10 protein-coding genes are annotated in these 11002 nt (G+C 73.9%); 4 read left to right on the top strand and 6 right to left on the bottom strand.

All coding sequences use genetic code 11. From position 1 onward, the window contains the following. Positions 1–164 precede the first annotated feature (164 nt). The 4 genes from ACWGJ2_RS14925 to ACWGJ2_RS14910 all read right to left on the bottom strand — a co-directional run bounded on the left by ACWGJ2_RS14925 (position 165) and on the right by ACWGJ2_RS14910 (position 4058). The gene (locus ACWGJ2_RS14925) at positions 165–1070 is read right to left on the bottom strand and encodes a Gfo/Idh/MocA family protein (protein WP_453346480.1); all 906 of its coding nucleotides are present in this window, start codon (positions 1068–1070) and stop codon (positions 165–167) included. Beyond that, on the bottom strand, positions 1067–1465 hold the full coding sequence (locus ACWGJ2_RS14920; RefSeq protein ID WP_453346479.1) for a 5-carboxymethyl-2-hydroxymuconate Delta-isomerase: 399 nt from the start codon (positions 1463–1465) through the stop codon (positions 1067–1069). The genes ACWGJ2_RS14925 and ACWGJ2_RS14920 overlap by 4 nt, the downstream gene beginning before the upstream one ends. Positions 1466–1641: 176 nt before the next feature. Next, entirely contained in the window at positions 1642–3171 is a 1530-nt protein-coding gene (locus ACWGJ2_RS14915; RefSeq protein ID WP_453346478.1) for a PepSY-associated TM helix domain-containing protein, read from the bottom strand. A gap of 140 nt (positions 3172–3311) precedes the next feature. Next, the gene (locus ACWGJ2_RS14910; protein WP_453346477.1) at positions 3312–4058 is read right to left on the bottom strand and encodes a hypothetical protein; all 747 of its coding nucleotides are present in this window, start codon (positions 4056–4058) and stop codon (positions 3312–3314) included. A gap of 201 nt (positions 4059–4259) precedes the next feature. Between ACWGJ2_RS14910 and ACWGJ2_RS14905 the strand changes: the two genes are divergently transcribed. Together ACWGJ2_RS14905 and ACWGJ2_RS14900 are read left to right on the top strand one after the other, a co-directional pair. Further along, positions 4260–4646, top strand: coding sequence for a hypothetical protein (locus ACWGJ2_RS14905; RefSeq protein WP_453346476.1), 387 nt, complete (start codon positions 4260–4262; stop codon positions 4644–4646). A 658-nt stretch (positions 4647–5304) separates the two neighbouring features. Next, positions 5305–6525: a sensor histidine kinase gene (locus ACWGJ2_RS14900; RefSeq protein ID WP_453346497.1), complete on the top strand. Its 1221-nt coding sequence runs from the start codon at positions 5305–5307 to the stop codon at positions 6523–6525. A gap of 92 nt (positions 6526–6617) precedes the next feature. Here ACWGJ2_RS14900 and ACWGJ2_RS14895 read toward each other — a convergent pair whose 3' ends face one another. Both ACWGJ2_RS14895 and ACWGJ2_RS14890 read right to left on the bottom strand, forming a co-directional pair. Then, a complete protein-coding gene (locus ACWGJ2_RS14895; protein WP_453346475.1) occupies positions 6618–6977 on the bottom strand; it encodes an arsenate reductase family protein in 360 nt (119 codons plus the stop codon). A gap of 97 nt (positions 6978–7074) precedes the next feature. Continuing rightward, a complete protein-coding gene (locus ACWGJ2_RS14890) occupies positions 7075–8856 on the bottom strand; it encodes a regulator (protein ID WP_453346474.1) in 1782 nt (593 codons plus the stop codon). Positions 8857–9089: 233 nt separating this feature from the next. Here ACWGJ2_RS14890 and lipB point away from each other — a divergent pair, with 233 nt between their 5' ends. Together lipB and lipA are read left to right on the top strand one after the other, a co-directional pair. Further along, complete coding sequence (lipB, locus tag ACWGJ2_RS14885) at positions 9090–9890, top strand: lipoyl(octanoyl) transferase LipB (RefSeq protein ID WP_453346473.1); 801 nt, start codon at positions 9090–9092, stop codon at positions 9888–9890. Between the two features lie 131 nt (positions 9891–10021). Further along, positions 10022–10960, top strand: a complete 939-nt coding sequence (gene lipA, locus ACWGJ2_RS14880) for a lipoyl synthase (protein ID WP_453346472.1) — start codon at positions 10022–10024, stop codon at positions 10958–10960. Positions 10961–11002: the final 42 nt, after the last annotated feature.

Here is an 11002-nt window from a genome sequence, read left to right as displayed (position 1 = left end):
GTGGGGGGGGTCTGGTTTTTTTGTTTTTCCCACCGGGGGGGGGGGGGGGGGGGCGGGGGGGTGCCCGGGTGCTACCGCGGGGGGGTCCCCGGCCCCCCCCACCCGGCCGGCCCCACGCCACGTGGTCGTGGTGCCGGGCCCACTGCGAGGGGCCCGGCCAGGGGTCAGCGCAGGGCCGCCTCGGCGCGCGCGAGGATCTCGGTCACGCGCTGCGCGAGGCGTACGTCGCACGGCGGACCCGTCTCGGCTGCCGCGTCCGCACCCGTTCCGCTCGCCGCAGAGATCAGCGCGTCGATCGCACGGGCGAACGCCTCGACGGGGCCCTCGTCGCGCTCGGGCAGGGTCGCGACCCCGGCCGCGCCCCGCACCTCGGCCGTGACCCCTGACGCCTCGGGCGGTACGGAGTGACTGAGCGTGGCCGTGCTCGAAGCGCCGCTGGTGTGACGCAGCGTCAGGTGGACGGTGTCACCGTGTCCGCCCGCCGCGTGGACGTCGTCCAGCGAGCGGACGTCGCCGAGCAGCGGCAGCAGCACCGAGAGCGCGTGCGGCCCGATGTCCCAGAGCGCGCCGCGCTCGCGCCGCCACGGCGACGCGGCGTACGGCGAGTCGCCGCCACCGAAGACGGGCGAGAGCCAGTCGGCCCGGCCCAGCAGCCAGCCCTCCTCGGCCTGCCGTGCGCGCAGCCAGCTCGCCGACGGTTCGCTGAAGTGAAGCGTGAAGAAGACGACGGACGCTACTCCGGTACGGTCGACGGCCGCCGTGACGCCGCGCGCGCCCCCGACCGTCGTCGCCACCGGCTTGTCGAGCAGCAGATGACAGCCCGCCTCGGCGGCCCGCACCGCGAGCGGGGCCTGCACGTCAGGGGGCAGCGCGACGGCGACCGCGTCGCAGTCGGCGAACAGCGCGTCGACGTCGTCGTAGGGCCGCGTCCCCAGCTCCGAGGCCAGCTCCAGCGCGGCCTCCGGGCGCCGCCCCCACACGCCGACCAGCTCGACGCCCTCGTGCGCGGCGAGCGCGGGCCCGTGGGCCCGCCGCGCCCAGGGGCCCGTGCCCAGCAGCCCGAACCTCACGCGCCCGCGCTCCACACCGAGGCCCCCTGGTCGTGGTGGCTGATGTGGCTGACGTACGAGCCGCGCGCGAGGTCGCTCACGTCGACGGAGGTGTGCAGGGCGAACCCGGGCGTGGGCTTGATGTGGTCGCGGGCCAGCCCCAGGACGGCGCGGGACAACTCGGCCTTCACCTCGGGCGTGCGCCCCGACAGCAGGGCCACCTCGATGTGGACCATGGCGATGTCGTCGGCGCCGTCCGCGAGCACGCACTCGTCGATCCGCCGGAAACGGGTTTTGCAGCCCGCCACGGTGCCCTCGATCGTCCGGGCGACCAGCGGGTGGAGGGCGAGCCCGAACCCCCTGCGGTCGAAGGTGTCGGCGAGGGTGTCGGAGTAGTCGACGGTGATATGCGGCATGGGGGCAGGGTAAAGGAGGTGACTGTGTGGAAGGCGTGGCCCCGCGCGGGTCGGCGCGGTCCCGCCTCGCGGCGCCCCTCGCCCGGCGCAACCGGGCCGCCGGGGCGGTCCGTGAGCCCCCTCAGCGGGCCCCGGAACCGGACCGGTGACCGGTCCCGGGGCGGGTGCGGAGGGGCTCAGTCCGTACGGGCCGTACGGGCCGTGCGCGCGCGGCGGCGCGCCCGTACCCCCAGCGCCGCGTCCACCGTGAGGAACGCCACCAGGCCGATACCGAACAGCGGCAGGAACCAGCCGACGACGGCGGCCACCGCCGCCAGCGGCAGCAGCGTCGGCAGCGGGACCCGGCGCCAGGCGCCGCGCTGAGGGGGTACGCGGTGGCGCCACCACATGCGGTAGCCGAGCAGGATCAGCGTGATCAGCGCGCCCGCGAGCGCCATCAGCAGCACCTGGTTCGCGAGCCCGAACAGCAGGCCCTGGTGGCCGTCGATGCCCCAGCGGGTCAGCTTCGCGAGGAGCGGATAGTCCTTGAAGTCCAGCCGGTCGACGACCTTCCCGTCGGACGGGTCGACGGCGATCTGGTCCAGGTGGTGCGGCCACTGCTTGTCGGTCTGCGCGACGACGTAGGCGGAGCCGGGGCCCGAGGAGGGGGTGATCTCGATCGGGCCGTTCAGCCCCTGGCCCTCGCGGGCCACGGTGAGGACGCGGTCGAGGCCGACGTCCTCGGGCTCGGCGGGGTGCCCGGCGTGTGCGTCGCCGTGGCCTTCGTGCGTTCCGTGGCCGCTGTGATCGCTGCCACCGCCACCGCCACCGCTCCCGCTCCCGTGCCCTTCGTGACCGGTGCCGGTGCTCGTATCCGTGTCGGTGCCGGTGTCGGCCGAGACCGTCGGTGTGGCGCTGCCCACGCTCGTCCGCAGCGCCTCGATGTTGGCGCCCGCGTACGCGGACCAGGACAGCCCCGTCGCGGACAGCACGAGGAGCCCGAGGGCCGCCCAGAGGCCGACGGTGCCGTGCAGGGCGAGGGTGCGGCGGGCGCCCGTCGCCCCGCGCAGCTTGCGCTGCCTGCGGGCCCTGCCCAGCCACAGCGCGACTCCGCCCAGGGCCACGACCCACAGCCAGCTCGCGGCGAACTCGCTGTAGAGGCGCCCGGGTTCGCCCAGATGCAGATCACGGTGGAGGTGGTCGATCCACGCCCGCACGGGCAGCGCCCCCGAGCTGCCGTAGCTCTCCAGCGCGCCCTGGACCCTGGCGGTGTAGGGGTCGACGAAGACGGCGAGGGAGTTGTCGGGGTCGGCCACGCTCGGGTCGTCGAGCAGCACGCGGGTGGCCGCCTCCGGCTCCGACGAGGGGCGTACGGCGGTGAGTTCGCCGTCCGGGTGCGCGTCGAGCGCGGCCCCGACCTGGCGTGAGAGCGGCAGCCGCGCGGGGGCGCCCTTGGGGACGTCGACGGTCAGCTCCTCCGCGTACACCGCCTTCTCGATCTGGAACGAGGCCGCGTACAGCAGCCCCGTCGCCGCCGCGACGAGCAGGAACGGGGCTATCAGGAGCCCCGCGCAGAAGTGCAGCCGCAGCACCAGCGGGCGCAGCGCCTGCCAGCCTCCGGCGCGGGCGGAGGGGGTGGGCGCGGGCGTCCCTTCGGGGCGGCGCTGGCCCGAACCGGGCCGGTCGTGCGGTGGGGTCTCCGGGGTGTCTGGGGTCTCTACGGACATGCGAGGTCCTCCGGTCTGCCGCCGCGCGGACGCGCGCGTCCGTGACCTGCGGGCCGACGGAGGTGGTCGTCCGCGCGGAGTCGGGTGTGGTGTGCCACGCCCCCGGCCACCGGCGGACCTCTCAGGTCTCAGGTCAGGTCTCAGACGGGCGCCGGGGCGACGGGCGTGGTGGAGCGGGGTGCGGGGCCCGTCGGCGGACCCCGTCGGGAGACCGTGTGGAGGAGCAGCGCGTACGGCGGACGTGGGGCCCTCGCGGGCGAGCGGCGCCGTACGGGGCGCGGCGCGGGAGCCGTCGCACAGGCGCCGCGTACCGCCGCGCACAGCGCGAGCGGCGGCAGCGCGAGCGCGGCAAGGGCGCGCAGCAGCCCGAACAGGGCCCGTTCGCCGTGCCACAGCCACAGCGCGCAGAGCAGCGCGGCGAGCAGATGCGCCGCGAGCATGGTGGCCGAGCCGTGCCCGGTCGGCCCGAGCAGTTCCGCCCACGGTGAGGGGCCCGGCCCTCCGGCACCGGCACCGGCGTCCATGGAACCGGGGGAGCCCGTGGCGCCCATGGAGGAGTGCGCCATGTGCGCACCGTGCCCGCCATGGCCACCGGGGGAGGTGTGACCGCCGTGCGCCTGGTACCCCGTACCCGCGAGGCGGCCGAACAGCAGGTGGAGCGCGGCCTGCACGCCGAGCAGCCCGCCCCCGATGGCGAGCGGTCCGCGCTGACGTCGCGCGCCGAGCCAGCCGAGCACGGCCACCCCGGCGAAGGCGGCACCGAGCACCCGTGGCGGGATGCCGTGGCCCGCCGCCGTCGCGTGTCCGGCCCCGGCGAGCAGCACACACACCGCGGCGAAGAGGAACGCGCGCGCGGTGCGTAGCGGAGGCGTGACGGTGCCGCTCATCGGGCGGCATCCTGCCACGCCCCCGCTCAAGAGGGGCCCTGTGCGGTGAGACGTTGTCGGCGTACGTCGGTGAACTGGACGCCGCGGTCCCGCTTGTCTCAGCTCTGTCACCAGATCAGAGGTGCGTGTACTCACCACTCGCGCGTCAGGATAACGTCCCGCCACGAACAGGAGTTCGTTCATCGACAAGAAAGACGTGAGATGAGACTTCGCAAGACCCGCATGGCCCTCGGCACGCTCATGTTCGCCGGCGCGGCCGTCACCCTCAGCGCCGGAAGCGCCTCCGCCATCAACTGGGACCACACCAGGACGTACGACGGCGCGCGTGTCTACTTCGAGGAGCACGGCGACATCGTCAAGGTGTGCGACACGTCGAAGAACGGGCATGCGGCAGAGGCCAATGTCTACGAGAACAGCCCCGGCGACGTCGGCTACACGATAACCGTCGACACGGGCACCGGTACCTGCAAGTCGCGCCGGGCCAGCCAGGGCCCCATGTACAACCTGATGGAGGGCAACAACACCTACATCAATCTCGACGGCAACGGCGGCACGTCCTACACCTACAGGTGGCTCAACGACCACTGAGGGACCGCCGTCGCGAAGCTGCCGGTAAAGGTGAAGAGACTGGAGTGATCCCGGTGGAGCGTGCTCAGGCTGGTCGCGGAGGACAGCCCTGAGCAGCCACTGACGGCTCCTCCTCTCCATCTCCCGGTCGCGAGCTGGCCGCACGCGCCGGCCGGCACCGCGATGAGACGACACATCTCGAACGCCGAAGGGCCGCCCCTCTTGGAGGGGCGGCCCTTCTGAGGTGTGTCCCGCGTCCCGCCACCGGCGCGGGCCGGGGTGGCGCTAGGTACACCCCGGTCCGGGTGCCGGTCCCCGTGCCAGTGGCGTGCCGCGCACCGCAGACTGGACGCGGAAGCGCGAGGCGCGGGACGGGGACGGGGCCCGGACCGTGCAGGGGAGAGGAAGCAGCGACGTGACGAGCCAGCCGCACGGGAACGGGCGCGAGGAACAGGGCCGGGAGGGCGCGGGCGCGAGCACGGCCACCGACCACGGCACCGGCACCGGCGCTGATCGCGGCACCGGCAGCGGCCCCGACCGCAGCACCGGCACCAGCACCAGCACCGGACCCGATCGCGGCACCGGACCCGCCGACGCCACGCCGCACGCGCGCCGTCGCCCGAGCCTGGCCGAACGCGCCAGGGACGCCGCGATCGCGGCCGTCCAGGGCCTCACGCTGATGGGCCTGTCCATCGGCGCCTCGCTCGCCCTGTTCATCCTGAGCGTCGTGTCGATCGCGCTGATCCTCGTCGGGGTCGGCGTCTTCACCACGCCCCTGGTGACGAGCCTGGTGCGGATGCACGCCAACCAGCGGCGCGCGTTCGCGCTGGAGTGGGCGGGCCTCCCCGTACCCGCGCCGTACCGCCCCTTCCCGCGCGACCTGCGCACCGGGGTGACCGGCGTCGTCGAGCGCTGCACGTATCTGCTCAAGGACCCGGCCACCTGGCGCGATCTGGCCTGGCTGCTCACCGACGCGGTCGCGGGCTTCGTCTGCGCCGTCTTCCCGCCCGCGCTGGTCGCCTACGGCGTGTGGGGCTACGTCCTGCTCGCGGGCGTCTGGCAGGCGGTACAGGACAGCTACTGGTACGCCTTCATCCCCGTCACCGGCTTCTTCAGCGCCGTGCTGTGCGCCTGCCTGGGCACCGCCCTGCTCGCCGTGGCGCTGCGGGTGAACGTGCCCCTCATCAAGACGCACTTCCTGCTCGTCAAGCTGATGATCTCGCCGAGCCGGGGCGCCGAGCTGGCGCAGCGCGTGGAGCGGCTGTACGAGACACGGCACGACGCGGTCGACTCGTCGGCCGCCGAACTGCGCCGCATCGAGCGCGACCTGCACGACGGGGCCCAGGCGCGGCTGGTGTCCATGGGCATGAGCCTGGGCACCGTCGAGGCGCTGATCGAGAAGGACCCGGCGCAGGCGAAGCGGCTGCTCGCGCAGGCCAGGGCGAGTTCGGCGGCGGCGCTGACCGAGCTGCGCGACCTCGTCCGCGGCATCCACCCGCCGGTACTGGCCGAGCGAGGTCTCGGCGACGCGGCCGAAGCGCTCGCGCTGCGCACGCAGATCCCCGTGGAGACGGACATCGAACTGCGGGGGCGCTTCGAGGAACCCGTCGAGTCGGCGGCGTACTTCGCCATCAGCGAGGTGCTGACCAACGCGGCCAAGCACTCGGGCGCCGAGCGGGTCTGGCTGGACGTCCACTACAGCGAGTCGGCGGGCGGCATGCTGCGCATCGCGGTCACGGACAACGGCTGCGGCGGCGCCGACCTCGCCAAGGGCTCGGGGATGGCGGGCATCGAGCGGCGGCTCGGCCAGTTCGACGGCATCCTCGCGGTGAGCAGCCCGCCCGGCGGGCCGACGATGGTCACGATGGAGATCCCCTGCGTGCTGCGGCCCAGACGCTGACGGGGCGAACGCTGACGGGCCGACGGGAGCGGGCCGACGTGACGGGGCCCGCGTGACCGGTCACGCGGACCCCGCCCCTCTGCGCCTGTGTCTCAGCGCGAGAGCGCGTCCCGTACGGCCTCGTCGGAGCGCGCGACGAGCGCCGTGCCGTCGTCCGCCGTGATGATCGGGCGCTGGATCAGCTTGGGGTGCTCGGCCAGCGCCTGGATCCAGCGCTCCCGCGCGTCCGCGTCGCGCGGCCAGTCCTTGAGCCCCAGCTCCTTGGCCTCGGCCTCCTGCGTCCGCACGATGTCCCACGGTTCGAGCCCGAGCCGTTCCAGGACGGCACGCAGCTCGTCGGGCCGGGGCGGGTCCTCCAGATAGCGCCGCACCGTGTACGAGGCGCCCTCCTCGTCGAGCAGCTTCAGCGCGCCGCGGCACTTCGAGCAGGCGGGGTTGATCCAGATCTCCATGCACTCACGGTAACGACCCGCGACCGCCCGCCCCACCCCCGGCAGGGGAGGGGCCCAGGGCACCCTGCCCCCCGCCCCGCCAGGGCGCCGGACCGGATCAGCCCAGCGCGGCGACCCGTTCGCGATAGCCCCGCACGGGCGCCGCGTCGCGGTAGGGCTCGAGGCGGCGCTCGAAGTCCCGTACGTACTCGTGCGCCCGCACGCTCCGCATCTCGGCCGCCTGCTGCGCCGCCTCGGCGCCCAGCGTGCACGCCTGCTCGATCTCGCCGAGCCCGAGCCTGGCCGTGGCCAGCACCACGCGGCAGAAGAGGCGGCTGCGCGCGTACCCCGTCCCGCGCAACTGGAGCGAGCGCTCCGCGTGCTGGGCTGCCGCGCGGTACTGCTGGAGGTCGCGGTGGCAGTGCCCGAACTCGTCGGCGAGCTGCGCCTCGTCGAAGAAGCGCGCCCACTGCGGCACCTCCTCGCCCGCGCCGGGCCGCGACGTCTCCAGCGCGCGCTCGGCTCGCGCCAGCGATGCCGTGCACGCCCTGACCTCGCCGAGCACCCCGTGCCCGCGCGCCTCCGCCGCGTGCAGCAGCGCCTGGACGACGGGCGGCGCCGCCGTCCCCACGCCCTGCTGCGCGACCCGCGCGAGCTGCACCGCCTCCCTGCCGTGGCCGAGATACACGGCCTGGCGGCTCATGGTCACCAGGACGTAGCTGCCGTAGGCGCGGTCGCCCGCGGCCTGGGCCAGCCGCAGGGCCTGCACGAAATAGCGCTGGGCGAGGCCGTGCGCCGCGATGTCGTACGACGTCCAGCCCGCGAGCCGGGTCAGATCGGCTGCGGCTCCGAAGAGCCTGCGTCCGACCTGCTCGCCGTAGACCCCGCGCAGCATCGGCTCGGTCTCGTGCTCCAGATACCGCACCAGGGCCTGGCGCGCGTGGCCGCCGCCGTAGGCGTGGTCGAGGGCGCGGAACAGCTCGCAGACCGAGCGCAGCGCGTTGACGTCCCCGGCGCTCACCCGCTGTCCTGGACCGCGCTCGACCCGGTCCATCCGGGAGGCCGCCGTCGCCGCCGAGGCGGCCGAGGCGGCCGTGACCCCCGGTGCTGTGGCGGGGGAGGCGGTCAGCGCGTGCGCGCCGCCGGGCGCGGGGCGCCGCCCGGGGTAGCCCGCGTGCCCGGGGCCGTGGCCGGAGCCGTGCGCGGCGGAGCCGTGCACGCCAGCGCCCGCCGGAACGGGCGAGGCGGACGGCTGCCCCGGACCCGGACCCGGCCCTGGTCCTGGACCTGGGCCCGGACCGCCCTGGCCCCGCATCTGCGCGGGGACCCGCGCCCTGTTCCCCGGGGACCCCGGGGTTCCGGGCGCCCCTCCCGGCGGACCGCCGGGTCCGCCGCCGGGGCCACCCGAGTCCGGGTCGCCGCGCGCGACGCGTTCGTCGGCCCGGCCGATCAGCCAGTCGCGGCTGGGCACCACGAGCCCGGCCGGGGTGAACGCGATCTTGCGCAGCTCGGCATGGCTGCCGGAGTCCTTGCGCCACAGGCCGCTGACGATGTCCACCGCTTCGGTGGGCGTCGCGGCGAATTCCAGGCCCGCGTAGACGGGCGCGCACGCGTCGAGCCCCAGATCCTGCGCGGTCAGCCGGCGTCCCAGCCTGCGGGTGAAGACCTCGGCGATCAGTGCGGGCGTCGTGCCCCGCGGCTGCTGGCCGCGCAGCCAGCGCGTCACCGAGGTCTTGTCGTAGCGGAGATCGAGACCGTGTTCCAGGCCGAGTTGATCCACGCGCCGGGCGAGCCCGGCGTTGGAGAACCCGGCCTCGGCGATCAGTGCGGCGAGCTGGCGGTTGGGGATGCGCTGTGGGGAGGACTGGGAGGAAGCGCTCCCAGCTCGTTCCATCGTCATCAGCTTTACGGTCTCCTGCCCTACGGCTTGCGGCAGACGCCGGGGCGCCCTGCGGAACGGCGCGAATGTAACGGCCCCTCGTACATCCCTCGGCCTCTTCGTCGCGTATTCATCCGTACGTGTGAGCCGACGGGCGCCTGCCAGGACCGCCGGGGACGGCCGTACAGTGGCTTCCAGGGCGCGATCCCGGGCCTCCGCGATCCGGAGCCCGGCACACCGTAGGAGGAGCTGTCGTGAGCGAGCTGCGCTTTGTCCACCTGGGGTTCGGCGGAGACGCCGTCGACTACCAGGAGGCGTGGCAGGAGCAGCGCAGGGTGCACGCCGCGCGCTTCGCGGACGAGGTCCCCGACACCTGTCTGCTGCTGGAGCACGCCCCGGTCTATACGGCCGGACGGCGCACCGCCGACAACGAGCGCCCGCTCGACGGCACCCCCGTGGTGGACGTCGACCGCGGCGGCAAGATCACCTGGCACGGTCCAGGCCAGCTCGTCTGCTACCCGATCCTGAAGCTCCCCCGCCCCGTGGACGTGATCGCGCACGTGCGGCGGATGGAGGAGGCCATGATCCGCGCCTGCGCCGACTTCGGCCTGGAGGTCACCCGCGTCGAGGGGCGCAGCGGGGTGTGGGTGCTGGGCGACCCGGTGGAGTCGCGCCCGTCGCCCGGCGGCCTCTCGCTGGACCTGGCCCCAGGCCTCGGCGGGGGGCGGGACGACGAGGACGACGAGTTCGACGCGCGTCTCAAGGGCCCCGAGTACGCGCCGTCGAACGCGGGCCAGCGCGGCGAGGACCGCAAGCTGGGCGCGATCGGCGTCCGCGTGGCCAAGGGCGTCACGATGCACGGCTTCGCGCTGAACTGTGACCCCGACAACACCTCGTTCGACAAGATCGTCCCCTGTGGCATCCGCGACGCGGGCGTCAGCTCGCTCTCGAACGAGCTGGGCAGGAATGTCCCGGTGACCGAAGTGCTTCCTGTAGTGGAGAAACACCTGCGCGAGGTCCTGGAGTCCACGGAACCGCTGCCGCGCGCGGTGTGAGATCCGTGTAGACCAGCACTGAACCAGCACTGAGAACCGACGGGGGGCGACCCCCGGAGCCCGGAGAAGCACAGGCGTACCCTTATGGGCGCCGAGGAATCGAAAGTACGTAAGTACGTAGGGAGCCGGACGTGTCCGCTGTCGCACCCGACGGTCGCAAGATGCTCCGCCTGGAGGTCCGGAACAGCCAGACCCCCATCGAGCGCAAGCCCGAGTGGATCAAGACCCGGGCGAAAATGGGCCCCGAGTACAACGCCCTCCAGAGCCTCGTGAAGAAGGAGGGGCTCCACACCGTCTGCCAGGAGGCGGGCTGCCCCAACATCTTCGAGTGCTGGGAGGACCGCGAGGCCACCTTCCTCATCGGCGGCGAGCAGTGCACCCGGCGCTGCGACTTCTGCCAGATCGACACCGGCAAGCCCGCCGAGCTGGACCGCGACGAGCCGCGCCGCGTGGCCGAGTCCGTCCAGCAGATGGAGCTGCGCTACGCGACCATCACCGGCGTCGCGCGCGACGATCTGGACGACGGCGGCGCCTGGCTCTACGCCGAGACCGTCCGGCAGATCCACGCCATGATGCCCGGCACCGGCGTCGAGCTGCTGATCCCGGACTTCAATGCGGTGCCCGAGCAGCTCGCCGAGGTCTTCTCCTCGCGGCCCGAGGTGCTGGCGCACAACGTCGAGACGGTTCCCCGGATCTTCAAGCGCATCCGCCCCGGCTTCCGCTACGAGCGCTCGCTGGAGGTGATCACCCGCGCCCGTGAGGACGGCCTGGTCACCAAGTCCAACCTCATCCTCGGCATGGGGGAGACCCGCGAAGAGGTCAGCGAGGCCCTGCGCGATCTCCACGAGGCGGGCTGCGAGCTGATCACGATCACCCAGTACCTGCGCCCCACGCCCCGCCACCACCCGGTGGAGCGCTGGGTGAAGCCGCACGAGTTCGTGGAGCTCCAGCAGGAGGCCGAGGAGATCGGCTACGCGGGCGTCATGTCGGGGCCGCTGGTCCGCTCCTCGTACCGCGCGGGGCGGCTCTACAAGCAGGCGGTCGAGGCACGCGGCGCGAAGGTGGCGTAGCCGCCGCCTTCCGCCGTCCGGGCCGCGTGTCAGCGCGGCGTC

It is taken from the genome of Streptomyces sp. NPDC054796 (assembly GCF_053611545.1).
Note: the sequence above shows the minus strand (reverse complement) of the source record. Positions and strands in the feature narration are given on the sequence as shown.

What these genes read in the sequence shown, in the direction of transcription:
- ACWGJ2_RS14910 (WP_453346477.1), bottom strand. Translation starts at nt 4,058, where the DNA reads ATGAGCGGCACCGTCACGCCTCCGCTACGCACCGCGCGCGCGTTCCTC.
- ACWGJ2_RS14900 (WP_453346497.1), top strand. Translation starts at nt 5,305, where the DNA reads ATGGGCCTGTCCATCGGCGCCTCGCTCGCCCTGTTCATCCTGAGCGTC.
- ACWGJ2_RS14915 (WP_453346478.1), bottom strand. Translation starts at nt 3,171, where the DNA reads ATGTCCGTAGAGACCCCAGACACCCCGGAGACCCCACCGCACGACCGG.
- ACWGJ2_RS14905 (WP_453346476.1), top strand. Translation starts at nt 4,260, where the DNA reads ATGAGACTTCGCAAGACCCGCATGGCCCTCGGCACGCTCATGTTCGCC.
- ACWGJ2_RS14920 (WP_453346479.1), bottom strand. Translation starts at nt 1,465, where the DNA reads ATGCCGCATATCACCGTCGACTACTCCGACACCCTCGCCGACACCTTC.
- ACWGJ2_RS14895 (WP_453346475.1), bottom strand. Translation starts at nt 6,977, where the DNA reads ATGGAGATCTGGATCAACCCCGCCTGCTCGAAGTGCCGCGGCGCGCTG.
- ACWGJ2_RS14890 (WP_453346474.1), bottom strand. Translation starts at nt 8,856, where the DNA reads ATGACGATGGAACGAGCTGGGAGCGCTTCCTCCCAGTCCTCCCCACAG.